The organism is Cyanobium sp. LEGE 06143, assembly GCF_015207535.1.
Lineage (GTDB): Bacteria > Cyanobacteriota > Cyanobacteriia > PCC-6307 > Cyanobiaceae > NIES-981.
On record NZ_JADEWP010000001.1, the window covers coordinates 1 to 24,918 of the forward strand.

Below are 24,918 nucleotides of genomic sequence, written 5' to 3' on the forward strand. Positions count from 1 at the left end.
GGCGACATCAGCTCGGCGCCGGGGATCACGGCAGCGGCCACCAGCCAGAAGGCCGCCGAGCTGATGTCGCCTGGCACTACCACGTGCTGCCCTGTCAGGCTGGCTCCCGGCCGCACGGTGACGCAGGTGCGCGCCTCCCCGCCCACCTCCAGATCGGCCCCGAAGGCCCGCAGCATGCGCTCGCTGTGGTCGCGGCTCTGGGCCGGTTCGATCACCGTGGTGTCGCCCCTGGCCGTGAGCGCCGCCAGCAGGATGGCGCTCTTCACCTGGGCCGAGGCCACCGGGGTGTGCAGGGTGCTGCCCTGGAGTGGGCGGCCCAGCACGGCCAGGGGCGCGAAGTTGCCGCCGCTGCGGCCATGGATCGAGGCCCCCATCGCGGTCAGGGGGTCGCCCACGCGCCGCATTGGCCTGGCCCGCAGGGAGCCATCGCCGTTGAGCACGAAGTGGCGCCCCTGCCGGCCGGCCAGCAGGCCCAGCATCAGCCGCATGGTGGTGCCGGAGTTGCCGCACTCGAGCACCTCAGCGGGCTCCTGCAGCCCATCGAGCCCCACCCCCTGCACCCGCACCAGCTGGCCCGCGGCGATCGGTGACACCTCAACACCCATGGCCCGCAGGCACGCCGCCGTGCTGAGCGGGTCTTCGGCCGGCAGCAGGCCCTCGATGCGGGTCTCACCGCCGGCGATGGCGCCGAACAGCAGGGCCCGGTGCGAGATCGACTTGTCGCCCGGCACCCGCACGCTGCCGCGCAGGCGGCCTCCGGCCGGCAGGGGGAGCGGCGTGCTGCTGGAGAGCTGGACCAAGGCGGTGGCTTCGCGTTGCGGCGATCCTATGGAGCGCGCCCGCTCAGCCCAGCAGCAGACCGGCCTCGCCGTCGCGGCAGGCCTCGGCACTGCGCAGATCGAATAGCAGCTCCTCCAGGCTCAGCTCCAGCAGCGCCCGGGTCACGGCCCGCTGCAGCCGGGCCTCCAGGGCCCGGGTCACCTGGTCAGCGGCGGAGCCACCGCTCTCGGCAGAGGGGCTGGAGGGTCCCTGCACGGCGGCGATCACCTCCTGCACGCCGATCTGATGGGGCGGTCGGGCCAGGCGGTAGCCCCCCAGGCGGCCGCGCCGCGCCTGCAGCAGGCCGGCCCGGCGCAGCCTCAGCAGCAGCTGCTCCAGCATCGGCTCGGCCAGCTGCTGGGCCTCGGCCAGCTCCCTGGTGGAGCGCCAGCGCTCCGGGGCCTCAGCCAGTTCCAGCAGGGCCCGCAGGGCATCGGTGCTGCCCTTGCTCAGCATCAGCCGCCCAGGCCGGCCTGGCTGAGTCGCTCCAGCACGTGTTCGAGGGTGTAGCCGAACAGGGCGGGGTCCGCCTGCTGGCTGCCCACATCCCCCAGCCCCAGCTCCTGCCAGCGACCGTCGAGGCGGGCCTCCAGCTCGGCGGGGCGCTGCAGGGGCTCGCCCCAGGGGTGGCGCTTCTCCGGGCCCACCTTGGTGGTGGCATCGATGGCCAGGCGGCCGCCCAGGCCCAGCCGCTCGCTGGCGAAGTCGAGGCTGTCGAAGGGCGTGTCGCCCAGCACGAACAGATCCCGCTGGGGATCCACCAGGGCGCTGATGGCCCAGATCACCTGGCGGGGATCGCGGATGTTGATCGCCTTGTCCACCACCACCACGAACTTCGTGTAGGTGAACTGGGGCAGGGCCGTCCAGAAGGCCATCGCCGCCCGCTTCGCCTGGCCGGGGAAGGCCTTGTCGATGGCGATCACGGCCAGCTTGTAGCTGAGGCCCTCCATCGGCAGGAAGAAATCCACGATCTCAGGGATCTGCTGGCGCAGGATCGGCGTGTAGATGCGGTTCAGGGCGATGGCCAGCATGGCGTCCTCCTTGGGGGGACGGCCGCTGAAGGTGGTGAAGTAGATCGGCTGGCGGCGCTGGGTGACGCACTGGAAGCGCACCAGCGGCGAGGGCTCCTCGCCGCCGTAGAAGCCCATGTGATCCCCGAAGGGTCCATCGGCCAACGCCTCGCCGGGGGTGATCGTGCCCTCCAGCACCACTTCGCTGTGGCTGGGCACTTCGAGGTTCACCGTCTTGCATCTGGCCAGCCGCACGCCTTCGCCGGCGTAGATGCCCGCGAACAGCCACTCGCTGAGCTGCACCGGGATCGGTGTGGCCGCCGCCATCACCAGCAGGGGGTGCACGCCGATGGCGATGGCGATCTCCAGCTTTTTGCCCAGGGCCGCCGCCTTGCGCAGGTGGCGGGCACCGCCGCGCACGCTCAGCCAGTGCACGGTCATGGTGTTGATCGACTGCTGCTGCAGCCGGTAGACGCCCACGTTGGGGGTGCCGGTCTCGGGGTCCTTGGTGATCACCAGGCCCAGGGTGATGATCCGGCCGGCATCACCCGGCCAGGGGCGCAGCATCGGGATGGCATCGAGGTTCACGTCCTCGCCCCGGAACACCTGCTGCTGGCAGGGGGGCAGCAGGTCGAGGTCGGGGCGGGCCTTCACCACGTCCCAGAGCACCCCGCCGAAGCGGGTGGCCTCGCGCAGGCCCTTGGGCGGCCTGGGTTGCTGCAGCAGGGCCAGGCGCTCGCCCAGGGCCTCCAGCTCTTCAGGCCGCTCCATGCCCATGCTCCACAGCACCCGCTCCTGGGTGCCGAGCAGGTTGATGGCCACCGGCATTGAGGAGCCCAGCACGTTCTCGAACAGCAGGGCAGGCCCGCCGCAGCTCAGCACCCGATCGGAGATCGCCGCCAGCTCCAGATCCGGGTCCACCGGGGCCTGGATGCGCCGCAGCTGCTGGCGGCTCTCCAGCAGCTCCAGGAAACCGCGCAGATCCCGGCGGTTGCGGCGACGGGTGACGGGGGCAGCCTCGGTGGCGGTCATCGCGGTGAGGGAATTCGGTGACATCGAGCCGCGGCACGCCAGGACGCGCCGCCCGATGCACTGTGCCGCAGCCACTCCCGCCGCTGCGGCCTGAGCCTCGTGGGGCACGCTCCCTACGCTGAGGCCGCCAGCGTTGCCGCCTTCGTGCAGATCTCCTACTACCCCACATCCGAGTGCGTGCCACCCGTGGTCGCCGCGGCCGAGGGCGGGCCCGAGGCCGCCGTGGTGATCGATGTGCTGCGGGCCACCACCACCATCGCCTGGTCGCTGCAGAACGGCGCCGAGGCGATCGAGGCCTTCGCCGATCTGGAGGCCCTGGATCGGGCCGCCGCCGCCTGGCCCCCAGCGCAGAGCCTGCGGGCCGGGGAGCGTGGCGGCCAGCGGGTGGCGGGCTACGACCTGGGCAACTCACCCCTGGCGGTGACCGCTGAGCGGGTGGGGGGCAAGCGCATCTTCATGAGCACCACGAACGGCACCCGCTCGCTGCAGGCGGTGCGCGCGGTGCCCCTGCTGGTCACCGCCTGCCTGCCCAACCGCACTGCCGTGGTGCGACGGCTGCTGGAAGCGGGCGTGGAGCGGGTCTGGATCGTGRGCAGCGGCTGGGAGGGCGACTACTCCCTGGAGGACAGCCTGGCGGCGGGGGCCGTGGCCTCAGCCGCCATCGAGCTGGCGGTGGCTCCCCACCGGGGAGTGGACCTGGGCAATGACGAGATGCTGGCCGCCCTGGCCCTCTGGCAGCAGTGGCACAGCGACCCTGAAACCTGCCTGCGGGCCGCCAGCCATGGCAAGCGACTGATCGCCCTGGGCGACCACGACGCCGATTTCGCCTGCTGCAGCGCCGTGGACACCCTCACGWTCGTGCCCACCCAGAGCGGGCCTGGGGTGCTCAGAGCCGGCTGAGGGGGAGGCCCTTACAGTGCGGCGATTCTTTTTCGGCATCAGGTGAGCAGTTATCTGGCGGCAGCGGTGCAGCTCACCAGCACTCCGGTCCCGGACGACAACTTCGCCGCCGCCGAGGAACAGATCGAGTTGGCCGCCCGGCGTGGGGCCGAGTTGGTGGGTCTGCCCGAGAACTTCGCCTTCATGGGAGACGACGAGCTGCGTCTGGAGCTGGCACCCAGCCTGGGGCAGCGCTGCAGCAGCTTTCTGGTGACCATGGCGCGCCGCTACCAGGTGACCCTGCTGGGTGGGGGCTTCCCCGTGCCGGCCGGGGACGGCCAGACCCTGAACCGGGCGGAACTGGTGGGCACCGAGGGCCAGCTGCTGGCCCGCTACGACAAGATCCACCTCTTCGACGTGGACCTCCCGGACGGCAACACCTACCGCGAGTCGGCCACGGTGCGTCCCGGCACCGAGCTGCCCCCGGTTGTGGCGGTGCCGGGGCTGGGCCGCATCGGCATCTCCATCTGTTACGACGTGCGATTCCCTGAGCTCTACCGCCACCTGGCCGGGGCCGGCGCCGATGTGCTGATGGTGCCCGCCGCCTTCACGGCCTTCACCGGCAAGGATCACTGGCAGGTGCTGCTGCAGGCCAGGGCGATCGAAAACACCGCCTACGTGCTGGCACCGGCCCAGACGGGTCACCACTACGGTCGCCGCCAGAGCCATGGCCATGCCCTGGTGATCGACCCCTGGGGCACGGTGCTAGCCGATGCTGGCAATGCGCCCGGTCTGGCGGTGGCCCCGGTTGACCCACGCCACGGCGAGCGGGTCAGGGCTCAGATGCCGAGCCTGCAGCACCGTCGTCCGGCCCTGTTCTGAGTGGCGGCCCCCATGCCACTGAGGCGCTCCGGCAGCGCCAGGTCCCCGCGACGCCTCGGCCTGCTGCGGCTGCTGCTGGCCGTGGCCCTGGTGCTCGCCGACCTGCCGGCCCTTGCCTCGAGCCTGGCCGCCTGGCGGATCACCCGTCAGGGTGCCCTGGAGCTGCGCACCAGCCCCAATGTGCGGCTGCAGGCTTTCTTTGAAGACGGCACGCGTCTTAGGGGCCCACGGGTGTGGGTGGACCTACCGGGGGCTCCTTCCCGCTCCCGCTCGATCCGCGGCAGCGGCGATGTGCGGGAGGTGCGGATCGGCAAGCCCACGCCCACCACCACTCGGATCGTGGTGGAGTTCAGACCGGGCACCCAGCTCGACCCTGCGGACCTGCGCCTGGTGGGCACCGCCTCGGACCGCTGGAAACTTGAGTTCAAGGGGCTGAGGCGGCCGGTGCTGCTGGGCCTGGGCGAGGGGGATGTGGACCGCCGCACCCCAGTCGCCTCCAGGCGAAGCCCGAGTTTCCCAACGGCCAGTACACCCCTCTCCGCCGATGGCCTGCCCGTGGTGCCGCGGGGCCGCTTCCGGGTGGTGATCGACCCCGGCCACGGCGGTCCTGACCCAGGCGCGGTTGGCATCCGCGGCCTGCGGGAGACCGACATTGTTCTGGATGTGTCCCTGCAAGTGGCCCGGCTACTCCAGGCCCGTGGCGTCAACGTGGTGATGACCCGCACCTCGGAAGTGGATGTGGACCTGCCGCCCCGAGTGGCCCTGGCCAACCGGGTGGGTGCCGATGCGTTCGTGAGCATCCACGCCAATGCCCTGAGCATGGCCCGCCCAGATGTGAACGGCGTTGAGACCTTCTATTTCTCAGGAGGGCGTTCGCTGCGCCTGGCGCGAGCGCTGCAAGCCCAGATGATGTCTGTGTCACCGGGTTCGCCGGATCGGGGCGTCAAGGCCGGCCGCTTCTTCGTGATCCGCCGCACCGTGATGCCGGCCTCCCTGGTGGAGATGGGTTTTGTCACCGGGGCCTTCGACGCGCCGCGCCTGGCCGATCCCTCCCATCGCCGCCGCCTTGCCATGGCGCTGGCCACGGGCATCCTGCAGTTCCTGGGGGGGCGCTGATGGAGCTGCTCGTGGGCCTGTTCGACAGTGGTGTCGGCGGGCTCACGGTGCTGCGCCGGGTCACCGAACGGCATCCCCACTCCCGCTGTCTCTACCTGGGGGATACGGCCCGGGTGCCCTATGGCAGCCGCAGCCCGGAGGAGATCCGGCAGATCGCCGCCGAGGTGGTGCGGTGGCTGCGGGCCGAGGAGGTGGGGGTGCTGGTGATGGCCTGCAACACCTGCAACGCCCTGGCGCTGGACGTGGCCGTTTCCGAGGCCGCCGTGCCGGTGCTCGGGCTGATTGACAGCGTGGCCACTGTGATCAAAAGTGATCGGGTGGGCGTGCTGGCCACCCCCGCCACCGCCGCCAGCGGTGCCTACCGCCGGGCCATCCATGCCAGCCGCCCCATGGCGGTGGTCACCGAGGTGGGCTGCCCGGAGTTCGTGGGCCTGATCGAGGCTGGCCACCGCGATTCCGATGTCCTGCGTCGGGTGGCCCAGGCCTACCTGGCACCGCTGCTGGCCGCCGAGGTGGACATGGTGGTGCTGGGCTGCAGCCACTACCCCCTGCTGCGGCCCCTGCTCACCGAACTGCTGCCGGCGGGGGTGGAACTGGTGGATCCGGCCCTGGCAGTGGTGGAGCGGCTCGGCCCCCTGCTCGGCAGCCTCGGCGAATCGCCGGAGGTGGAGCGCCGCACCGAGCTGGTACTGCCGCTGCAGCAGCGCTCCCGCCTCTGCGTGACCGGCTGTCCAGACACCTTCGCCGCCGGCGCTGAGGACTGGCTGGGTCATCGCCCCGCCGTGGAGCATGTGGACCTGCGGACGGCAGCACGCGCCTTCTAGGATCTCGGCACGGCGGAGGTGATGTGGCAACGGTTGCAGAGCTGCTCCAGCCGGTGGAGGCCGATCTCGACACCCTGCTCTCGGATCTGCGCAGCCTCATCGGCGCGGGGCATCCCATTCTTCAAGCGGCGGCCGAGCACCTGTTCGCCGCAGGCGGCAAGCGATTGAGGCCGGGCATCGTGCTGCTGCTGTCGCGGGCGGTGGCTCCGGATGGGGAGCTCACGCCGCGCCACCGGAGGCTGGCTGAGATCACCGAAATGATCCACACCGCCTCCCTCGTCCACGACGACGTGGTGGACGAGGCGGCCACCCGCCGCGGCGTGGACACCGTGCACAGTCGCTTCAACTACCGCGTGGCCGTGCTGGCCGGAGACTTCCTCTTCGCCCAGGCCAGCTGGCACCTCGCCAACCTCGACGACCTCGACGTGGTGAAGCTGCTCAGCCGCGTGATCATGGATCTGGCCGATGGCGAGGTCAAGCAGGGCCTCTTCCGCTACGACACCACCCAGAGCTTCGAGAGCTACCTCGAGAAGAGCTACTGCAAAACGGCCTCGTTGATCGCCAACAGCGCCCGGGCCGCCGGCGTGCTCTCGGCCCTTCCCCCCAGCCACCTGGACGATCTCTACCGATTCGGCCGCCAGCTCGGCCTGGCCTTCCAGGTGGTGGATGACATCCTCGACTTCACCGGCAGCGACCAGCAGCTGGGCAAGCCCGCCGCCAGCGATCTCGCCTCCGGCTACCTCACGGCACCGGTGCTCTACGCCCTGCAGGAGCGGCCTGCCCTGGCGGGGTTGATCGAGCGCGAGTTCTCCGAGGACGACGATCTCGACCAGGCCCTGGACCTGGTGCGGGGCTGCGAGGCCATCCCCCGCTCCCGGGCCCTGGCGGAGCAGTTTGCGCGGGAGGCGGCCGAGTCGATCGACTGGCTGGCCCCATCCGAGCCGCGCAGTGCCCTGCGAGGTCTGCCGGATTTTGTGCTCAGCCGGCTCTACTGATCACCTGCGCACTGATCCCCCAGCAGAGCTACTCGAGCAGCACGTCCTCGAGTGAGCGCAGGCACTGCACTGCCGCTGGATAGTGCTCCCTGAGGGCTCCATCGGGCAGCAGCACATACACCTGGCAGCCGGCCCCCAGGGCCGCCTGGCTGCCGGCAAGGGAGTCCTCGAAGGCCCAGCAGTCGCAACTCGGCACCCCGAGACGTTGCGCTGCCATCAGGAACGGATCAGGCGCCGGTTTGCCGGCGCTGAGCTCGGGGTCATCGCCGTAGACGCAGGTCTTCATGCCGCCCAGCCAGTCGTGGGGGGCGCACTTGAGCGCCACGGAGGCTTCGGCGCTGCTGGTCACCAGCGCCATCGGGAKCCCCCGCTCGCGGCAGCGCTGCAACAGCTGCGGGGCTCCCTGGATCGGAGGGGCCTGCACCAGCAGGGCCTCCGCGATCGGCTGGCGCACGGCCAGCAGTTCGGCCACAGCGGGCTTGGCAGCTGGGCTGGCGTTGGGGCTGGCGCTGATCCAGGCGCACACCTGCTCGGCGCAGTCCAGGCGGCGCCGTCCCCGCAGGCTGCTCAGCTCCTCGGGNCTCAGGGGTCGGCCGAAGCGGCTGGCGGCCTCCTGCCAGGCCCTGGCATGGAGCGGTTCGGTGTCGAGCAGGAGCCCGTCGAGATCGAACAGGCAGGCCGCGGGGCGGTTCATGGCGCCATTCTCTCAGGGGGGTTGCCCTCACGGCGCTGGCGCCGGCCGGCTGAACGACACTGCAAACCGCCCCGGCTGGCCACAGGCCTCGGGGTGGAGCCAGCTCCAGCGGGTCCAGATCAGTAGAKAGAGCTGGGTGTTCTCGGGACCCTCGGCCCAGTCGCTGCCGAGGTAGTGACCCCAGACCACGGGTGGGCCGCTGCCCTGGGAAGACTGGGCCGGGCCCCTGGCCAGCTCGCTCCTGTGCAGGATGACCCGGSCGTTGTAGGTGAACACGGGCTGCAGACCTTTCACCGCCCCGCGATCCACCCGGAACCACACCCTCTTGCTGGTGCGGAGGTACCAGAACCCCCAGGCGTGCCCGCTCACGGCATGGTTGCCGTAAGTGGAATACACAATGCCGCGGGCCTGGTAGGGGTGGGCACTGGCCGCTTCAGTGGTTCCTGCTGGTGCCAGTGGCTGTTCCTCTGGGTCGGGTCGTCGCAGCTCAGAATGCACCCTGACTGCTGCCATGGCGATGTCTGAGGTCACGATCGAATCGGTGCTCCACGAGGAGCGGGTCTTTGCGCCGCCGGCAGAGCTGGCCGCCAGCGCTGGGATCGGTTCCATGCAGGCCTACCGCGATCTCGTGGCCGAGGTGGAGGCGGATCCGGATGGCTTCTGGGGCCGGCAGGCCCGCGAGCACCTGCACTGGTTCGAGCCGTTCCACACGGTGCTCGACTGGAGCGATCCGCCCTTTGCCCGCTGGTTCGAGGGTGGCCGCACCAACCTCAGCTACAACTGCCTCGACCGCCACCTGGCGGGGCCCCGGGCCGACAAGACGGCCCTGATCTGGGAGGGAGAGCCCGGCGATACCCGCCGCTTCAGCTACCGCGAGCTGCATGGGGCGGTGTGCCAGGCGGCCAATGCCCTCAAGGCCCTCGGCATCGGCAAGGGCGATCTGGTGGCCCTGTACATGCCGATGGTGCCGGAGGCGGCCATCGCCATGCTGGCCTGCGCTCGCATCGGGGCACCCCATTCGGTGGTGTTCGGGGGGTTCTCGGCCGAGGCCCTGCGCGACCGGCTCATCGACGGCGACGTGAAGCTGGTGATCACCGCCGACGGCGGCTTCCGCAAGGACAAGCCCGTGGCCCTCAAGCCGGCGGTGGATGCGGCCCTGGCGGGCGGTGCCGCCCCCAGCGTTGAGCATGTGCTGGTGGTGCGGCGCACGGGCGAGAACTGCGCCATGGAGCCGGGGCGGGATGAATGGTGGCAGGAGCTGGTGGATCCCCAGGCCGACAGCTGCCCGGCCGAGCCGATGGCCAGCGAAGACCGGCTGTTCGTGCTCTACACCTCCGGCTCCACCGGCAAGCCCAAGGGGGTGGTGCACACCACCGCTGGCTACAACCTCTGGGCCCATCTCACCTTCCAGTGGATCTTCGACCTGCGCGAGGACGACGTCCACTGGTGCACCGCGGATGTGGGCTGGATCACCGGCCACAGCTACATCGTCTATGGGCCCCTCTCCAACGGCGCCACTACGGTGATGTACGAGGGCGCCCCCCGGCCCTCCAAGCCTGGGGCCTTCTGGGAGGTGATCCAGAAGCACAGGGTGAGCCTCTTCTACACCGCGCCCACGGCGATCCGGGCCTTCATGAAGAGCGGGCGTGAGGTTCCTGATCAGCACGACATGAGCAGCCTCAGGATCCTCGGCACGGTGGGCGAGCCGATCAACCCCGAGGCCTGGATGTGGTACCGGGAGGTGATCGGCGGCAACCGCTGCCCGGTGGTAGACACCTGGTGGCAGACCGAGACCGGTGGGGTGATGGTGAGCCCGCTGCCGGGGGCCACCCCCACCAAGCCCGGCTCCTGCACCCTGCCCCTGCCGGGCATCGTGGCCGATGTGGTGGACCATGAGGGGGTGTCTCAGCCCGCCGACGCCGGCGGCTACCTGGCGGTACGGCGCCCCTGGCCGGGGATGATGCGCACGGTCCACGGCGACCCGGAGCGCTTCCGCAGGAGCTACTGGGAGGAGATCCGCCCGGCCGACGGCTCCTGGCTCTACTTCGCCGGCGACGGTGCCCGCCGCGATGGCGACGGCTACTTCTGGGTGATGGGCCGCGTCGATGACGTGATCAATGTGAGCGGTCACCGCCTGGGCACGATGGAGATCGAATCGGCCCTGGTGAGCCATCCGGCCGTGGCGGAAGCCGCCGTGGTGGGCCGGCCCGATGACCTCAAGGGCGAGGGGGTGGTGGCCTTCGTGACACTGGAGAGTGGCCGCTCGGGTGATCAGGCCCTGGTGAGCGAGCTGCGCGCCCACGTGGGTCAGGAAATCGGCCCGATCGCCCGCCCCGATGACATCCGCTTCAGTGATGCCCTGCCCAAGACCCGCAGCGGCAAGATCATGCGGCGCATCCTGCGCTCCCTGGCGGCGGGCCAGGAGGTGAGTGGCGACACCTCCACCCTGGAGGACCGCTCCGTGCTCGATCAGCTGCGGGTGTGACCCCTTGAGCCGCAACATCCCGAGGCGTGGAAGCCCCCGGCATCCACGGGTTCAGCTCCGGCGACGGCTGGAGGATTCACTGCTGGCCACGTTCTTCCGGGGACTGGTGATCGTGATTCCGCTGTACTTAGCCAGCTTGCTGGTGCTCAAGGCCATGCGTACGGTCGCCGGACTTGTGCGGCCGGTGACCCTGGTGGTTCCCGACAGCGTGCCGCTGGAAAGGATCCTGTCCGTGCTGCTGCTGATCGCCATCTGCCTGGCGGTCGGCGCGATCGTGCGCACTCCCGCTGGCCTGGAGTTGCACCAGCGCCTGGAGCGAAGGCTCTATGACCGCATTCCCGGCTACGGCCTGATCCGCAGCCTCGTTCAGCAGCTGCTGGGTCTGTCGGAGGAGAACGTCTGGAAACCGGCCCTGTTCGAATCCGATGAGGGCCTGATGCCAGCCTTCATCATCGAGGAGTTCGAGGATGGTCGCTTTACCGTGTTCATCCCGTCGATCCCGACGCCCTTTGCCGGGGCTGTGATGATTCTCGATGCCAGCCGGGTGCACATCATCGATGTGCCCTTCACCGTGGCGATGCAGAGCGTGGCCCGCTGGGGATCGGGCAGCAAGGAGATGGTGCTGGCCTTCGAGCGCGCCGGAGGCAGGCTACGGCCACGCCCCCTGGAACCACTGGACTGAGGGGGCCTTCAGCTGCGGGCCACGCCAGGGGGCGCGCGACTCACTCCAGCTGCTGATCTGCCCCACCAGCCGCTCCATGCCCCGCTGGCGGGCCGGATCATCGGCCCAGGCCCCGAGCACCTGCTTGCGCAGGCCACCGCTGGCCGGCGTCAGGTGGTCGCCGGGCAGCTCCAGCAGGGTGGAGTCGTCGCCGGGACGGGCCTTCAGCACCCCCAGCAGGCGGCTGCTCTGGTCGATGCCGTCGCGGCTGAAGCGCACCAGCAGGTTGTGGGGCTGCAGGTAGGTGGCGCTGATCTGGCTCAGCGTCTGCTCCGGCGAGGGGCTGAACTCACTCCGGAAGCGCAGCTGCTGGCCGAGTTCCGCCAGCAGCGGCACGGAGCGCTCGGCTGAGAAGTTGTTGAAGCTCAGGGCCACCAGAGCGGCGTTGCGGCGGCCGCCATCCGGCGCCAGCAGGTGCAGCTTGCAGCCGAGGCTGTGGCCCAGGCGTAGCACCGGCAGCCGGGCCGCCGCCGCCGATTCCAGCAGGGCGCCGTCGCCGGCCCGGCTGAGCCGAAACAGGCGCCAGGCCTGATTGGCCTGGGCCTGGTGGTCGAAGCCCGGCACGTAGCTCCAGGCATGCACCCGCCAGCCCTGGGCGGCCAGGGCCTCCAGCAGGCGGCGATAGCTGAGCTGGGGGCTGGCGGCCAGATAGCTGCCCCCGATGAACTCGATCAGACCGCGGGGCCTGCCCGCCGGCTCCAGGCACCAGAGCTTGTCCCGTTGTTGCCAGGGCGCCATGGCGCTCGCTCCGTGTCGGTGGTGGGCTCTCAGGTCGCCTGCAGGGCCTGCAGGGCCTGCAGGGCCTCGCGGCGATGGGCTGGGCCATCGAGCAGGTTGTTGAACTGGTGGCGCACCACCCCCGCCCCATCGATCACATAGGTGACCCGGCCGGGGAGCAGGCCCAGCACGCTCGGTATCCCGTAGGCCTTGCGCAGGGCATTGCCCTGATCCACCAGCAGCGGGTAGGGGAGGTTGTGGCGCTGGGCGAAGCGGCTGTGGCTGGCGGCGTCATCGCCACTCACGCCCCACACCTCGGCGCCGAGGGCCTGCAGGTCGGCGAAGCTGTCGCGGAAGGCACAGGCCTCCATCGTGCAGCCCGGGGTGTCGTCCTTGGGGTAGAAAAACAGCACCAGGGCCCGGCCCCCCAGCTGGTCGCTGCGCCGCTCGCAGCCGCTCTGGTCGGGGAGGGCGATCAGGGGGGCCCGATCGCCGACGGCAACACCCATGGTCAGCAGTCGTGGTGCCCAGACCCTAAGCAGCGGCAGGGGCTCATCGCTTGCCGGGGCTGGGAGGATGGAGGGGCGCAACCGCCAGCTCTGTGAGTGGACCTCCTCCGGAACAGGACAGCCTGTGGCAGCAGCAGGATCTGCTGGGGAGTCTGCTGGCTGCTCCCGCTTCCGCAGGGCCTGAGCCCACACCAGCTCGGGGCCCTGAGGCCGAGCTGCAGCTGCTGCCGAGCGCCGAACCCGAACCCGAACCCGAACCGCAACTGGACCGAGGGCCTTCAGGGGAACAGCGGGCTGTGCCCGAGTTTCTGCTGATCCTTGACACCGAAACCAGCGGGCTGGATCCCCGCGAGCACGTCTGCCTCGAGGTGGGGGCCATTCTGTTTCACGTGAGCGGCCGGGCTGTGCTCAACCAGGTGTCCTTCCTGCTGCCGGCCCACAGCAATCCGGCCGAGGCGATCAATGGCATCGCCCCGGCCATCACCCGGCTGCCCCAGCCCTGGCGGCAGGGCCTGGCCTGCTTCGAAGCGATGGCGGCCCACGCCGATGCGGCCCTGGCCCACAACGCCCGCTTCGATCGGCAGTGGTTTGGCCGTCAGGAGCTGCCGGAGCTGGCGCTGCCCTGGATCTGCTCCATGGACGACATCCGCTGGCCGGCCGAGCGTCAGCTGCGGCCCAGCCCCTCGGTGCGCGATCTGGCCCTCGCCTATGGGGTGCCGGTGTGGGCCGCCCACCGGGCGCTCACCGACTGCATCTACCTGGCGGAGGTGTTCGCCCGCTGCGACGATCTGGAGCTCCTGCTCGAGGCAGCCCTGGAACCGAGGGAGCTGTTCCGGGCCCGGCTGCCCTATGCGGAACGTCATCAGGCCAAGCAGGCCGGATTCCGCTGGAACAACCCCGTGCCCGGCGCCTGGACGCGGCGCCTGAGTGCCCGGGAGGCCATGGCCCTGCCCTTTGCCGTGGAGCCCGTGGCGGAGGGCAGCGCCGCGGCCTGATGGCCAGCCTGTTGCCCGGCCTCCTGATGGGCCGCCTGCACCGTTTTGCTTCCAGTGGTTGAAGCGCAGCGGTGGGTTCCGGCCTCAGCCGCAGCGCGCTCTGCATCCTGGGGCTAACAGGGTTGTTCAACCGATGGTCATGCCCTATCGACCCTGCCGCCGGGCCGGCAGGCCTTCGCCGCGGCTGCGGCTCAACCGCTGGCAGGTGAGCCGCTCCTGGGCCCGGCTGATCCGGGAAGCCGAAGGGCTCTGGCGCGTGGATGTGCGGGCGCTGCATCGCCTGGCCGCCCAGGAACTGGGCCAGCTGCACGAGGAGGTGCCCGTCCTGCTGCGCGGCCGGGTGAACCGCTGGCTGGTGGGTTTCAGGGTGCGCACCCGCCTGGTGCCCAGCCCAGCAAAAAGCCGGCTGGGGAAGCCGGCGGAGGAAGACATCACAGCTGAGCGGGCTCGAGCTGGGCCCTCAAGGGGCCGGTTGAATCGGAGCGGCGGGATTTGAACCCACGACCCCCACTACCCCAAAGTGGTGCGCTACTATGTGTAGCTCCTGCAGGGCAAGGGATTTGAGGGTAGGCGAGAGAGGGTTGGACTAAAAGCAGGACTAAAGACGCTCGCAAATGGCCCGAAATAACTAGGGCCAAGTGGGTGCTGAAGCGCCAGGCGAGCAGGGGCTACTGGAAGTATTCCCCAGTAGGTCTGGCGGTGTGTGGCGAGTGTCGGGGCTTTGGGAGCACGGCTTGAGACAAGCAAAAAGCCAGTGAGGGAAAGGAATTACAACAGCAAACCCAGCAGATGAGAGCTGTTGAGAGCCAAGGAAGAGCACACAGGGCTTCGTAGCGTTGCCCAGCTGCTACGAGATGAGGGACGACACACTCCTCTCTCTTTTAGCCCAGCCCTCTACACTGCTATGCCAGCCCACTTGCCACAGGCCAGAAGGCACGAACGCATAAAGCAGCCGTGGGAGAGCACCCCAGCCATTGCGGGGGGGGGGATCAAGCCAGATGCATAGCCTGGCAAGGACACCGCCCACGTGACGGCTGGGGAACCGCCTAATCAGCGTTAGCCATGCCTAAGAAGACAAAGAATCCATGACTTGACAAGTCATTGCTACTAGAGTACTATGAATATATACAAGCAATCGGCAAAGTGAAACTTTTCAACAATAGAAAAGCAGATGTCATCATCGACCCTTCTGGTGCGTCCAAAGTCAACATTCTTGAAACCATCCTTAGCCCAGAAGGGAAGAAAGAACTCAGCGATATGGCTGAAATTGCAGAGCTGTATAACTTACGAAATTCTCAGTCCCATTCGTAGTGAACGCGCTTCCTTCCAGGCTAGCGGGAAATGCCTTTTAATTCCCTCCTACTGCCATTAGCTGGAGGGTTTCTTTTTATATCATTTTGGAACAAGACGAAATACAATGCCAATAGATCAAACGGCCAAAGGCTTATTCTAGAATCTGCTTTATGGGGGATGCTATTTCTAGGAATAGCATATTTTATTATTCGTCTGCTGAACTGGATGCTTCCAGCTTTTTATCCAATTTGGCACTATTGGATTCCTTATCCGCAGCTTGGGCCGCCAATTGGGTCATTGTTAATTGGCTCATGTCTTCCATGTATTCTCAATAGGTTCTGGAGCGAGAAAAAGGAGAATGCTATCAGCTACGAAGCCTTCTCCGATTATATTGGCCTGGTCTTCTTCAGGGCACAGACAAACAGAAAGCCTGTCATGATTACCTTGCGCAATGGCAAGGTATATATAGGTTTTATACGTGGCTGCAACTGCCCTGGCAATCACGACGGGGGAGGGTCGCTATACATGCAGCCGTCAATGAGTGGATACCGTCGAGAAGAAACCCATGAAATGCATCTAACAACCGACTATACAGCAATCCTTCAGAGCATTGCAGCTTCTGTAGAGGAAGAACAAGCAAGACTTGATGCAATGGCAAAAAGCAATGCCAAGAACAAGATTGAAGTTCAACAGGAGCTGCGCGAAAGACTCAAAGAGGTGAAGACTGCTGCCCTAGAACGACTGGATGTCCTATATATGGCCATTTCAGTCTCGGATATCGTTTCGGCGGGGATATTTAACAAGTCGGCTTATAAGCAGTTTAATCCCATGTTCAAGGAACCTCTGAAAAACCCAATAGAATCAGCCTAGATCCAAGACTGAGACTGGGAACGGATGGCAACACCCCTCCAGCTGGGCTTCACAGATTACGAGCAGACCTACGCCAAGAAGAAGACGCGTCGGCAGATCTTCCTGGAGGAAATGGACACCACGGTTCCGTGGGACTCCTTCCTGGAACTGGTCCAGCCGGTGTACTACAAGCCCACTGCCAAGGGTGGGCGACCTCCATTGCCGTTAGAGGTGATGCTGCGTATACACCCCCTGACGCAGTGGTTCACGCAGTCCGATCCATTGATGGAGGAGATGCTGATCGACACCCCTGCTTCCGCCGCTTTGCGGGGATCGACATGATCGAGGGCCGGATCCCTGATGAGACAACGATTCTGAACTTCCGGCACTTACTGGAAGAGCACCAGATTGCGGAGCAGCTCCTAGAGAGTGTGAACCAGAGCCTGAGCGAGAAGGGCGTGATGCTCAAGGAGGGGACGACCCTCGATGGAACGATCGTCAATGCCCCCAGCTCCACCAAGAACAAGAAAGGTGTGCGGGATCCTGAGATGCACTCGGTGGGCAAGGGCAACCAGTGGTTCTTTGGGATGCGCTGCCATATTGGCGTTGATGCAGTCTCGGGCTTGGTCCACTCCGTGATGAGTACGGCAGCGAACGTGCATGAGCTGAATACTGCGGCCGATCGCATCCATGGCGGGGAACGCGTGATCTATGGCGATGCTGGCCACATCGGCATTGAGAAGCGCGATGCTTTGAAGGGCTGCGCGGCTGAAATGCGTATAGCTATGAGGCCCGGACAGCGCCGCGTGCTACCGGACATAGTAGAAGGCAGCCTGCTTGATCTGATTGAGACGGCGAAAGCGCATTTCAGGGCGAAGGTGGAGCATCCTTTCGGATCATCAAATGCCAGTTTGGATTCCGGAAGGTCTACTACCGAGGCATCAATAAGAACGGCCTCAAGCTTAAGATGCTCTTTGCACTGGCCAATCTCTGGATCATGCGAAAGCGTTATCCTTGTATAGTGTGAATGACAGGGGTCAGTGTGCCTTGCATGAGTCAACAAGACGCAAAACAACAGTTGACTCTCAGGAAGCGTGGATAAACAGGCTGATTGCTCACCCAGCGGAGAAGCCCAAGGTCATAAACGGCTCATATTCGTCTCATTGACGAGAAAGAGACAGGCGTCCTACGAATTGGGCGGCTTGATCAGAGTTTCCTCAAGCCCTAGAGAGAAGTAAGGCCAAGAAGATCTGATGCCTTGAGGGGCTGGTCTCTTGGCAGCTAAGAAAATGCGTACAACCTCTAGGGACGTCGCAAGGGAGTACCTTGATTCATGAAAAGCAGCCTGGGGCCTAGTGAAAGCAGAGGTTAGGCAGTATTAAACGACACGCGGGACTATCCCTGCGATTGGCATGATTAAACACACAATGGCGAACATTAGTGGCTGCTTCTTGGCAGAAGGCATGACTGCATAGCTTCACGTGAGGTCCTGGACTAAAGCTTTCAACCCTGCTTGCACACTCCCGGGACCAGGGGTGGTGTGCAATCACACACCACCCCTGGGCAAAGTCGTAGCATAACCCTGAACCTGCTGCAGGCGTGGGATATCATTCTCAGATATACAACAGGGAGAGAGTGGCATGCGGCTTGTCTCGTTCAACGTCAAGAGCTTCCGTTCGATTAACGACAGCGGGCCAGTCGATGTATCCCAGATAACCGCGGTCTTAGGCCGCAACGAGAGTGGCAAGTCAAATCTTCTGCGGGCGCTGTACAGCATCAACCCTGCAGAGGGTTTCCAGCCCCTTAACAAGGTCAAGGACTTTCCGCGCGATCGACGCTTGGAGGAATGCACAGACGACACTGAAGTCATAAGCTCCCGCTGGTTTCTAGACACCAAAGAGAGGGGCGAGCTTGTCGAAATACTTCCCCGCGCCAAGGACGTACAGGAAGTGGTCATTTCCAGGCGATACAGTGGCAAGAATTGCATTGTCACATTAGAAGGACTAGCTGAGCAAGACCTCAGTGAGAAAGATGTGAAGGCCAAGGTGCGAAAGGTTGTGCCAATAGTCGAAGCGGCGGCAGACAATGCCGCCATAGAGCATCAGCAAAGTCTAAAAGCTGCTTGCAAAGCCTTCGAAACTGGGATGGCTCTGCTACCGGACCGAACGCAATGGGCAACGAACGCAACGCAAGCGGTGAAAAATATGCGCAAGTCGTTAGCGGCGGCACAAGTCGAGTTGACGGATAGACAAGAACAGCCTATTTACGAGCTTGAGGAGCTCTCGGAGACGATTACTGGAGACAAGGATGCCCAACAGGCTGCAAGATGCTGGGTGATGGAGAAGTTGCCGAAGTTCATCTATGTCGATGAGTACCCAGAGCTGCAGGGTCATCAGAACATCGCAGAGTACCTTTCTCGAAAGTCACAAGGTGCGCAGTCCCTTACGCCCGCGGATCGTCAATTCGAGAAGCTGTGCAAGGTTGCAGGACTTGATCCCCAGCACTTGCAGGGACTTCTAAAACACAGCGAGCAGGAGACACGAAATCAGCTTGCGAACCGAGCTGGCGCCTTAGTCACTTCGGAGATTCGGCGGCTATGGAAAGACCGCGCGCTCAAAGTCCGGTTTGGTCTTGATGCGCAGTACCTCGACACGCTGGTGTCTGATCCCAACGCCGCGTATGACGTGGAAGTGAACCTTGATGACCGAAGCCGCGGCTTCCAGTGGTTCTTCTCCTTCTACATCACTTTCTTTGCTGACACGAAGGGAGGTGAAGCAGAGAACGCAATTCTATTACTCGATGAGCCTGGGCTGTATCTGCACGCTCGATCGCAAGGCGACTTGCTGCGTCACTTTGAGAAGGACTTTAACAATCAGATCATCTTCACGACACATTCGCCCTTCATGGTCCCAACGCATCGCTTGGATTCAGTGCGCACAGTGAGCATCGGAGAGAGCACAGGCACCACAGTGACAAACAGCCCAACCGGGGACTCGCGTACGCTGTTTCCACTTCAGGCGGCGCTAGGATACAACATCTCCCAAAGCCTATTCGTCGGTTCTAAGAATCTGGTGGTTGAGGGTGTTACTGATTACTGGTTTTTAGCGTCAGTTTCAACATACCTCGCCGAGGCGAACGGAGTATCACTAGACCCGGAACTTACATTGACGCCGGCCGGCGGCGCACAAAAAGTCTCGTACATGGTCGCGCTCCTAACGTCGGAACATCAAAGCGTTGTGGTGCTTCTGGACCAAGAGAGAGATGCCAAGGCGACCAAAGACAGTCTGGTCAAGAACAAGCTGATTGCCGAGCAGAATGTCGTCTTCGTTTCCGAGGGCTTCCCTGCGCCCGCGCAGACAGATCGAGATGTTGAAGACATGCTTGACCCAACTGTGTTCGATGAGCTTGTGCGTGTGTGCTATGAGGCCGACCTAGACGGGAAGTCGCTAGTGCTGAATCCCAACATCCCCAGGATAGTCAAGAGATACGAAGCTGCCTTCAACACCTTAGGCATCAAATTCAACAAGAGCCGGCCTGCGCGGCTGTTCTTAAACATGATGGCTAAGGATCCGGAGGCTGTACTGCCCCAAACGAGCATCGCAAGGTTCGAGTCGCTGTTCCGGACCATCAACGAGCGCCTTGTGAGGCATGCCGACCATGGGGCTGCCCCTTTCCGGTAAGATGCTCAGATATCAGGGTTACAATCACAAGTTGGAGCGGCGGTATGGCACGACGAGTTAAGCTGCAGATAAGCCCAAGGCAGATACTAGATACAGCTTCAACCAAGTGTCGCGTAAAATCCGTATGCACATAAGCAGCTCCAGCAGGCTTCGCTCGCAGGTTATTGAGGTTGTTCGGCATCTACGAGATTCCAATAGAGAGACTGACCTTCATTGTTGATGAGTCTAGAGGCAGAGGTGTTTGCGGCAGGCAGGAGTCATCACCTGTCGAATCTGGCGTAATGGCTGGACTCATGGTCTCATCCAACAAGCCCATTGAGTTGCATCTAACATACAAGACCTGTTATAGGGTTAAAGCCATCAAAAAGGCTAGAGATGACAGAGTCCTGCCTGATTGGGCACCATAAGTTGCACGAAACGACGCAGTAGCTGCTACTAGTATTAATAAGATTACCGAAAAGAAGCTCAAATAATGGCAGCTAGTCATGCTCAACACTATTGCAACGCTGCCCATGAATGGGGAGGGTGAAGCAGTATAGCGATAGCCTTCACTTCACAGGACAAGAATCTCGGAGAGCCATGAGCAGGGACATAGGTTTCACCGGTGACGAATTCGCTTGTAACCACTCTTCTTTGCACGCTGCTGCATCTCCTTGATCAACCCCATGGGTAGAGGGCTATTGGTGAACGGCCTTGCCCCACTCCTTGGCCTCAGGTTGAGCTTGATCCTGCCGATCCGCTTCTTGGCTTGCTGCGAGCTTGCAGCCTTCCTCTGGAGCGATTTCAACGATGATTTCTCCAGTATCAGTCGCTTCGTGCGCAACCGGCTCTCTTCCCTGCTCTTAGGTGGTTCAGCCTTCCACTCCTTTTGAATCCTCTCGATATTCCCTTCCCGCTCTTTGATCTTGCGTAGCAAGACTCTCCTGTAGCCCCCCACCCGGCGCCGCACGCTGTGCACGCCTTGCAGGCTCGACAGCTGACCACCAACCTTTCGACCCGCCTGGGAAGCGAACCCAGCTCCGCGAGCTGCCAGGCCAGCAGGGGTGCTGAAAGCTTCACCTGGCCCCTGCACGGGTTCAATGCTGCGACCAACCGCGGGGAAGCTTCGACCCAGCGCGGACCCCCGGCGGCGCCCCGCAGGGCCGCGCATCGAGCTACGGGCTGCGAGGGTGCCGATGTAGGCGGCCCCGCCAACTGCGGCGCCCCCAGCGGTGATCTGGGCGGCCCGTTTCAGCTTGCCCCCCGCAGGCCCAGCGGGGTGTGCAGCCCCTGCGGGCTGGTTGCGCTTCCCCCCACCCCGGCCCGACGCGAGCAACAACACCATTCACCTTCGGTGGGTCGCTGAAGGAGAAGATGGGGTCGTTCATGACTGCACCCCCCGCTGGGGCTGCTTCCTGCTCTTGCTCTTCTTCCAAGGCTTGTACGGCTTACCGGTGCGGTAGCTCAACCACGTGCCATCGGCGTCTTGGTAAAGATGCTCGCCGTCTATATCGAGAGTGATAAACGAGTCGTTGCGGCTAGTTGCTCCGCAGGAGTCAGCAGCGGTGCGCCTGGCAGCAACCCGGTCAGCAGAGGAGCAGTCGTCGTCGTCGTCGTCGTCGTCGAGGTCTTCTTCTTCTTCGAAGGTCGCCATGCTGTAGCTGAGCTTGGCAATCTCGGATGGATCGCATTGCCTGCCGTTCCAGTAGGCGCTGGTAAGGCGAGCGTCTGCTGCAGTAATCGGGTGATTGCGGTTATTCATGGGTGGCTCAAGGGGTCAAGAGTGAAAGCGGGATAAACAGATGGGAGCCCAGCCCCAGGCCGGGGGCTGGGGGTGTTACTGAGGTCGGATCGGCCTCCGAGTTAGCTGCCACTGGCCACGCTGAGCGTGAAACACCACCTGGCCAATGAGAGCATCGGCAAGAGCTGCATCGCAGCCTGAGTAGAAGAAGGTGCCACCTCGCGAACGACACTCGCGGTAAAGCGGCAGTACCTTCTCTTTCATCTCGCTGTTCGCGAGATCGAGAAGTCGAGCGATATTCGCAAGCAGCGGTTCCGCTTGCTTAGTTAGCTCTTCAATCCTGCGCTGATCTGCAGCTACTTTTCCCGCGAGTTCCTCCTGAGCATACGCAGCTTCAAACTCTCGGTTGGCTTCTTCGAGTTTAGCCTCAGCTTTTTCTGCGAAGGCTTTCTTTACGGTGCCAGGCAGTTCAAGCTCTTCAACAGCCTTGTACTCGGCTAAAGCTTTGTTGTAACGCTCGCCGGCGCGTTCGAGTCGGACACTGCCTCTGGCGATGACAGAGATTACGCCGATTGATGTTGCAGTAGGGGACATAGAGAGGGGGGTTCTGTACTCTCAGTATAGGACAGTTAAGGGTGCATTGTTGTTAGAATGTGGTGAGGCCCCACCGGACTCTCGAAATCTCAAACACACACATGAGCCATGACGCCTTTTTACACACCCGACCCAAGTGATCCGCTCCTTCAGCAAGCCGGAGCGGATTATGTCTACTTAGAGTTGCCCGAATACTTGTTCGACCGTCTGTATCGAGAAGGATTAGACGTGAGTCGCGGGATGATCGGCCCTAGTCATCAAATCGAGAGAAGCAAAGCAGAAGTGGCGAAGCATGATGAGCATTACGCACCGGAGCACATCTCAGAGACACTGGATCTGCTGGCGCGATCTACCTGGAAACCGGAGCTTCCGACTAGAGAGTTAATGGAAGCGACGCGAGAGCTAGCTCACGAACCGGGAGCTGATTACACTCCGGAAGAGTTCCGAGAGGCGGCAGCTTATCACTACTACCATGCGATGTACATCGCGTTGTGCGCGAATTACTCTGAAGAATCAGCGATGAGGCTGCTGCACAAGATCCAAGGCGCTGAACACGATGAAGAGATCGATCTAGAGCTCTTCGAAGAAGAGCCAGCCGTAGAGGTGCCCTGGTACTTGCTGAGCAGCTGGTTGAGGCTTGGCTACAGAGAAGGATGGAGAATGGCAGAAGCGTTTGGGACTAAGAGTAAGAGGGGGCTAGCGCCTCACTACATCCGGCGTGTGATCAAGAGAGGGGAGCAGCCGTGAGAGCGCCGTCGCTACAAAGCCGCTACGATGCTCAGCACGCTGGGGCAGGCCCAGGGAGGGGGTACCCCAACCTCGTAGAGCGTTATAACTCAGCGCTGAAGCTTGAAGAAGATCTCACCCTGCGGAACTTCAACAAGGCTCTAACACAAAGCTACCGCTCGCTACTTCCACGCATCACGGGCGAGATCCAACGTGGAGCGTTGAGCCGCGTCGGCTACAACTTAGAGATAGCTCGCCAACTCCAAGCTTTGCTGCCTGCGGCCGCACCGGATGAGCCTGACCGCTACGAAAAGGGCTTTGAGCGACTGCTTCGCGATGCCAGCAAGCTCGGCACCACCCTTGGTGAGGGCCTGCTGGCCCAGGGGGCTGGTGGTTCGCGAGTCTCCGCTCTTGCAGTTGGTGTGCCACTGGAATCGGCTGTAGCAATGGCCAGGGAGTCGAGGCGCTATCTGCAGAGACACGGTGAAGACTTCGCAAATACCGCAGCGGAGCTGCTCACCAGCGGGATTCTCGAAGGGCGCAGCAATCAGGAGATCGAACGAGTGCTGCGATCTCGGCTCGACGTGGTGAAGAACGCGGCGGAGGTGATTGTGCGGACTGAGAGCATTCGCGCTTACACAGCCGCGCGGCACGACCGCTTCAAGGCTGCTGGGATCGAATACGTGCAGTACTGGGCGACGGCAGACGATCGTACCTGTCCCATTTGCAGGCCCAGAGCTGGGGTCAAGTATCGAGTCGATGACCTACAACTGCCGGTGCACCCTCGCTGCAGATGCACCTCAACGCCGTGGGTAGCGAAGATCGCTAGGGCGCATCGGAAAGAGGTGCTGAGTGGACGTTAACTCCGTCAACAGCTCAGCACCCACCTAACCGGACTGAACGCAACCATGGACCACCCCGATTTCGCCTCCCATTTCGCGGCCGCCAAACAAAGAGCGGTAAACCGCCTTGCGGCTTGGTTAGAAGCTCGCTTTATTGAAGAAATATCGGAGCCGAAGTGGAAGTGGACTGACACTGAGCTTAGGGATATCATCGATACCGGGAGGCTTCGATCCTCTCTACAAGTCAACATCACGAGTGAGGGTATCACCTTTACCTGGCCGGTTGATTATGCACGAGACGTGCACGATGGTGCTGTGCTGCGTGGTAGCGGGAAGCGCCTGCCAGCCAGGCCATGGACGGAGGCGCCGCTGGCGGAAGCTTCGGAGCGGTTCGGCGAGTTTCTGCAGGAGGAGTTGGAGCGGGGTTGACCCGCACCGCTGGGAGAGCTGGCCGCTGGAGCTGGCCCAGGGGGTGGGTAGTGGTGGTGGTGTGCCGCCGCTCGCCGGCTGCGGCGTTGGCGTGTCGAGGAGGCATAACGTAAGTGTGATGGCGTTGTATTCCCCTACACGCCAACGAAGCTGGGCCAGCGTGGGGCTTTCTCTACGAGTGATCTTCTCAATAGAGCCAACTGTCACACCCCATCGCCGCTGGCGGTTTTGGACAACATGGGAACCCCCGTTTTGGCCACAAAATCCGGCGTTTCGCCGGTTCAGCCTCTGCTGCTTATTGAGAAAGCCTTTTGGGGAGCGGGTCAACTGGCACACTGAGCGCCGCGTACCTGTGTTCCAGGCAGTGACGCTGGACAATCGGGACGGCCTCACCACGCCATCGGCAGCGCCGCCAGCAGGTCAGCGCGACGACCGCTGTGCGAGAGACTCCGAGGCAGGCCCAGGTGGTGTGCGGTCTGCCTCAGCTCGCGGACGGTGAGAGCCTGCAGCTCAGGCACCAGCGGTGCTGGTGAGGGGGACAGGGCCAGCGGACCCAGCGGGGGGTGTGGCTTCCAGAGGAGCGAAGCTGCTGTGATCAGCTCCAGCAGTGCTGCTGCTGTAATCAACGCCGCGAGGAGCAGCAGCTCCACGGGGTGGAGGTGAGTCTCAGAGGCATGCGTAGCCGCCGTCTTAGTCGTTTGAATAGTCATGAGGTCTGAGGCGAAATGGTTTCTCCTCCGGCCCGTCGTTTCCAGGGCTGCGGAGGAGGTGAGCCTCAGATGCTGAGCAGAGCTGCACCAGCGGGTTGGCTGCTCTATCTCTTCAGTTGTCGAGGTGCGGCGATGTGTTCTGCACATCGTGGCTTGGTGGATTTTACCGCTTGCGGGAGTGGTCGGCAAGCGACCGGGTTGTGAAGCTGCGGTGAATCTGCAGGTTAAGAGCAGGTCAAGACTGCGGCTATTTGCCGGAGGTTGCTTATTACTTCAGGGTCAATGGCTGAAGAGTGAAGTCTCCAGCTCAGAGGAGACTCGCTGCAGGGCAGGGGATCAGACCCAGGTGGGGGGTGGTGGTGTGTGCTTGTTGCGAGCAATTCTCAACAAGCATCGG

25 protein-coding genes, 1 tRNA gene and 1 pseudogene are annotated in these 24,918 nt (G+C 63.9%); 17 read left to right on the forward strand and 10 right to left on the reverse strand.

Features of this window, described 5'->3' with window-relative positions; all coding sequences use genetic code 11:
- The 3 genes from IQ216_RS00005 to IQ216_RS00015 all read right to left on the reverse strand — a co-directional run.
- Nucleotides 1-800 (reverse strand): 3-phosphoshikimate 1-carboxyvinyltransferase (locus IQ216_RS00005; RefSeq protein WP_193813778.1); only part of this gene is annotated, 800 nt, incomplete at its 3' end.
- A gap of 43 nt (nucleotides 801-843) precedes the next feature.
- Nucleotides 844-1,275: an Rrf2 family transcriptional regulator gene (locus tag IQ216_RS00010; protein ID WP_193813779.1), complete on the reverse strand. Its 432-nt coding sequence runs from the start codon at nucleotides 1,273-1,275 to the stop codon at nucleotides 844-846.
- Complete coding sequence (locus IQ216_RS00015) at nucleotides 1,275-2,861, reverse strand: UbiD family decarboxylase (RefSeq protein WP_193813831.1); 1,587 nt, start codon at nucleotides 2,859-2,861, stop codon at nucleotides 1,275-1,277. Before IQ216_RS00015 ends, IQ216_RS00010 begins: the two co-directional genes overlap by 1 nt.
- Nucleotides 2,862-3,005: 144 nt before the next feature.
- On the opposite strand from IQ216_RS00015, the gene IQ216_RS00020 reads away from it, so the two are divergent.
- From IQ216_RS00020 to sds, 5 genes are read left to right on the forward strand one after another with little or no spacing between them, the layout of a single operon-like run.
- Nucleotides 3,006-3,761 (forward strand): 2-phosphosulfolactate phosphatase family protein, encoded by a 756-nt coding sequence (locus IQ216_RS00020; RefSeq protein ID WP_193813832.1) that lies wholly within the window; start codon nucleotides 3,006-3,008, stop codon nucleotides 3,759-3,761.
- 42 nt (nucleotides 3,762-3,803) lie between these two features.
- Nucleotides 3,804-4,622 carry a carbon-nitrogen hydrolase family protein gene (locus IQ216_RS00025; protein WP_193813780.1) on the forward strand — a complete coding sequence of 273 codons (819 nt, stop codon included), beginning with the start codon at nucleotides 3,804-3,806 and terminating at the stop codon, nucleotides 4,620-4,622.
- Between the two features lie 12 nt (nucleotides 4,623-4,634).
- Nucleotides 4,635-5,738 (forward strand): N-acetylmuramoyl-L-alanine amidase, encoded by a 1,104-nt coding sequence (locus tag IQ216_RS00030; protein ID WP_193813781.1) that lies wholly within the window; start codon nucleotides 4,635-4,637, stop codon nucleotides 5,736-5,738.
- Nucleotides 5,738-6,562 carry a glutamate racemase gene (gene murI, locus IQ216_RS00035; protein WP_193813782.1) on the forward strand — a complete coding sequence of 275 codons (825 nt, stop codon included), beginning with the start codon at nucleotides 5,738-5,740 and terminating at the stop codon, nucleotides 6,560-6,562. The genes IQ216_RS00030 and murI overlap by 1 nt, the downstream gene beginning before the upstream one ends.
- Nucleotides 6,563-6,585: 23 nt before the next feature.
- Nucleotides 6,586-7,557 (forward strand): solanesyl diphosphate synthase, encoded by a 972-nt coding sequence (gene sds / locus IQ216_RS00040; protein WP_186696505.1) that lies wholly within the window; start codon nucleotides 6,586-6,588, stop codon nucleotides 7,555-7,557.
- Between the two features lie 28 nt (nucleotides 7,558-7,585).
- Here the strand turns inward: sds and IQ216_RS00045 are convergent, their stop codons facing one another.
- Nucleotides 7,586-8,251 (reverse strand): HAD family phosphatase, encoded by a 666-nt coding sequence (locus IQ216_RS00045; protein WP_193813783.1) that lies wholly within the window; start codon nucleotides 8,249-8,251, stop codon nucleotides 7,586-7,588.
- 27 nt (nucleotides 8,252-8,278) lie between these two features.
- Entirely contained in the window at nucleotides 8,279-8,749 is a 471-nt protein-coding gene (locus IQ216_RS00050) for a hypothetical protein (RefSeq protein WP_193813784.1), read from the reverse strand.
- A 19-nt stretch (nucleotides 8,750-8,768) separates the two neighbouring features.
- Between IQ216_RS00050 and acs the strand changes: the two genes are divergently transcribed.
- Nucleotides 8,769-10,736: an acetate--CoA ligase gene (acs, locus tag IQ216_RS00055; protein WP_193813785.1), complete on the forward strand. Its 1,968-nt coding sequence runs from the start codon at nucleotides 8,769-8,771 to the stop codon at nucleotides 10,734-10,736.
- A gap of 4 nt (nucleotides 10,737-10,740) precedes the next feature.
- Nucleotides 10,741-11,418, forward strand: a complete 678-nt coding sequence (locus IQ216_RS00060; RefSeq protein WP_228006934.1) for a hypothetical protein — start codon at nucleotides 10,741-10,743, stop codon at nucleotides 11,416-11,418.
- On the opposite strand, the gene IQ216_RS00065 is transcribed toward IQ216_RS00060, so the two are convergent.
- Nucleotides 11,386-12,195 (reverse strand): DUF1350 family protein, encoded by an 810-nt coding sequence (locus tag IQ216_RS00065; protein ID WP_193813786.1) that lies wholly within the window; start codon nucleotides 12,193-12,195, stop codon nucleotides 11,386-11,388. The two genes, IQ216_RS00060 and IQ216_RS00065, sit on opposite strands and share 33 nt — an antisense overlap.
- 29 nt (nucleotides 12,196-12,224) lie before the next feature.
- Nucleotides 12,225-12,683: a peroxiredoxin gene (locus tag IQ216_RS00070; RefSeq protein WP_193813787.1), complete on the reverse strand. Its 459-nt coding sequence runs from the start codon at nucleotides 12,681-12,683 to the stop codon at nucleotides 12,225-12,227.
- 92 nt (nucleotides 12,684-12,775) lie between these two features.
- On the opposite strand from IQ216_RS00070, the gene IQ216_RS00075 reads away from it, so the two are divergent.
- Together IQ216_RS00075 and IQ216_RS00080 are read left to right on the forward strand one after the other, a co-directional pair.
- Nucleotides 12,776-13,678 carry a 3'-5' exonuclease gene (locus IQ216_RS00075; RefSeq protein ID WP_370566524.1) on the forward strand — a complete coding sequence of 301 codons (903 nt, stop codon included), beginning with the start codon at nucleotides 12,776-12,778 and terminating at the stop codon, nucleotides 13,676-13,678.
- 133 nt (nucleotides 13,679-13,811) lie between these two features.
- Nucleotides 13,812-14,174, forward strand: a complete 363-nt coding sequence (locus IQ216_RS00080; RefSeq protein WP_370566525.1) for a hypothetical protein — start codon at nucleotides 13,812-13,814, stop codon at nucleotides 14,172-14,174.
- Here the strand turns inward: IQ216_RS00080 and IQ216_RS00085 are convergent.
- Nucleotides 14,157-14,223 (reverse strand) — tRNA-Pro (locus IQ216_RS00085). The two genes, IQ216_RS00080 and IQ216_RS00085, sit on opposite strands and share 18 nt — an antisense overlap.
- Nucleotides 14,224-14,821: 598 nt before the next feature.
- Here IQ216_RS00085 and IQ216_RS00090 point away from each other — a divergent pair.
- The 5 genes and pseudogenes from IQ216_RS00090 to IQ216_RS00110 all read left to right on the forward strand — a co-directional run bounded on the left by IQ216_RS00090 (nucleotide 14,822) and on the right by IQ216_RS00110 (nucleotide 20,372).
- Nucleotides 14,822-14,989 (forward strand): hypothetical protein, encoded by a 168-nt coding sequence (locus IQ216_RS00090; RefSeq protein WP_193813788.1) that lies wholly within the window; start codon nucleotides 14,822-14,824, stop codon nucleotides 14,987-14,989.
- Between the two features lie 30 nt (nucleotides 14,990-15,019).
- Nucleotides 15,020-15,841 carry a hypothetical protein gene (locus tag IQ216_RS00095; protein ID WP_193813789.1) on the forward strand — a complete coding sequence of 274 codons (822 nt, stop codon included), beginning with the start codon at nucleotides 15,020-15,022 and terminating at the stop codon, nucleotides 15,839-15,841.
- Nucleotides 15,842-15,865: 24 nt separating this feature from the next.
- A pseudogene (locus IQ216_RS00100) lies at nucleotides 15,866-16,847 on the forward strand (IS5 family transposase).
- 613 nt (nucleotides 16,848-17,460) lie between these two features.
- Complete coding sequence (locus IQ216_RS00105; RefSeq protein WP_193813790.1) at nucleotides 17,461-19,500, forward strand: AAA family ATPase; 2,040 nt, start codon at nucleotides 17,461-17,463, stop codon at nucleotides 19,498-19,500.
- Between the two features lie 722 nt (nucleotides 19,501-20,222).
- On the forward strand, nucleotides 20,223-20,372 hold the full coding sequence (locus IQ216_RS00110) for a hypothetical protein (protein ID WP_228006935.1): 150 nt from the start codon (nucleotides 20,223-20,225) through the stop codon (nucleotides 20,370-20,372).
- A 491-nt stretch (nucleotides 20,373-20,863) separates the two neighbouring features.
- Here the strand turns inward: IQ216_RS00110 and IQ216_RS00115 are convergent, their stop codons facing one another.
- Together IQ216_RS00115 and IQ216_RS00120 are read right to left on the reverse strand one after the other, a co-directional pair.
- Nucleotides 20,864-21,241 carry a hypothetical protein gene (locus IQ216_RS00115; RefSeq protein WP_193813792.1) on the reverse strand — a complete coding sequence of 126 codons (378 nt, stop codon included), beginning with the start codon at nucleotides 21,239-21,241 and terminating at the stop codon, nucleotides 20,864-20,866.
- A 75-nt stretch (nucleotides 21,242-21,316) separates the two neighbouring features.
- The gene (locus IQ216_RS00120) at nucleotides 21,317-21,814 is read right to left on the reverse strand and encodes a hypothetical protein (protein WP_193813793.1); all 498 of its coding nucleotides are present in this window, start codon (nucleotides 21,812-21,814) and stop codon (nucleotides 21,317-21,319) included.
- A 108-nt stretch (nucleotides 21,815-21,922) separates the two neighbouring features.
- Between IQ216_RS00120 and IQ216_RS00125 the strand changes: the two genes are divergently transcribed.
- The 3 genes from IQ216_RS00125 (at nucleotide 21,923) to IQ216_RS00135 (ending at nucleotide 23,811) form a co-directional block, all read left to right on the forward strand.
- The gene (locus IQ216_RS00125) at nucleotides 21,923-22,561 is read left to right on the forward strand and encodes a hypothetical protein (protein ID WP_193813794.1); all 639 of its coding nucleotides are present in this window, start codon (nucleotides 21,923-21,925) and stop codon (nucleotides 22,559-22,561) included.
- Between the two features lie 200 nt (nucleotides 22,562-22,761).
- The gene (locus IQ216_RS00130; RefSeq protein WP_193813795.1) at nucleotides 22,762-23,403 is read left to right on the forward strand and encodes a minor capsid protein; all 642 of its coding nucleotides are present in this window, start codon (nucleotides 22,762-22,764) and stop codon (nucleotides 23,401-23,403) included.
- 45 nt (nucleotides 23,404-23,448) lie between these two features.
- Entirely contained in the window at nucleotides 23,449-23,811 is a 363-nt protein-coding gene (locus IQ216_RS00135) for a hypothetical protein (RefSeq protein WP_193813796.1), read from the forward strand.
- The last annotated feature ends 1,107 nt before the right edge of the window (nucleotides 23,812-24,918 follow it).

What these genes read in the sequence shown, in the direction of transcription:
- IQ216_RS00010 (WP_193813779.1), bottom strand. Translation starts at nt 1,275, where the DNA reads ATGCTGAGCAAGGGCAGCACCGATGCCCTGCGGGCCCTGCTGGAACTG.
- IQ216_RS00015 (WP_193813831.1), bottom strand. Translation starts at nt 2,861, where the DNA reads ATGACCGCCACCGAGGCTGCCCCCGTCACCCGTCGCCGCAACCGCCGG.
- IQ216_RS00030 (WP_193813781.1), top strand. Translation starts at nt 4,635, where the DNA reads ATGCCACTGAGGCGCTCCGGCAGCGCCAGGTCCCCGCGACGCCTCGGC.
- murI (WP_193813782.1), top strand. Translation starts at nt 5,738, where the DNA reads ATGGAGCTGCTCGTGGGCCTGTTCGACAGTGGTGTCGGCGGGCTCACG.
- acs (WP_193813785.1), top strand. Translation starts at nt 8,769, where the DNA reads ATGTCTGAGGTCACGATCGAATCGGTGCTCCACGAGGAGCGGGTCTTT.
- IQ216_RS00065 (WP_193813786.1), bottom strand. Translation starts at nt 12,195, where the DNA reads ATGGCGCCCTGGCAACAACGGGACAAGCTCTGGTGCCTGGAGCCGGCG.
- IQ216_RS00070 (WP_193813787.1), bottom strand. Translation starts at nt 12,683, where the DNA reads ATGGGTGTTGCCGTCGGCGATCGGGCCCCCCTGATCGCCCTCCCCGAC.
- IQ216_RS00080 (WP_370566525.1), top strand. Translation starts at nt 13,812, where the DNA reads ATGGTCATGCCCTATCGACCCTGCCGCCGGGCCGGCAGGCCTTCGCCG.
- IQ216_RS00095 (WP_193813789.1), top strand. Translation starts at nt 15,020, where the DNA reads ATGCCTTTTAATTCCCTCCTACTGCCATTAGCTGGAGGGTTTCTTTTT.
- IQ216_RS00105 (WP_193813790.1), top strand. Translation starts at nt 17,461, where the DNA reads ATGCGGCTTGTCTCGTTCAACGTCAAGAGCTTCCGTTCGATTAACGAC.
- IQ216_RS00115 (WP_193813792.1), bottom strand. Translation starts at nt 21,241, where the DNA reads ATGAATAACCGCAATCACCCGATTACTGCAGCAGACGCTCGCCTTACC.
- IQ216_RS00120 (WP_193813793.1), bottom strand. Translation starts at nt 21,814, where the DNA reads ATGTCCCCTACTGCAACATCAATCGGCGTAATCTCTGTCATCGCCAGA.
- IQ216_RS00125 (WP_193813794.1), top strand. Translation starts at nt 21,923, where the DNA reads ATGACGCCTTTTTACACACCCGACCCAAGTGATCCGCTCCTTCAGCAA.
- IQ216_RS00135 (WP_193813796.1), top strand. Translation starts at nt 23,449, where the DNA reads ATGGACCACCCCGATTTCGCCTCCCATTTCGCGGCCGCCAAACAAAGA.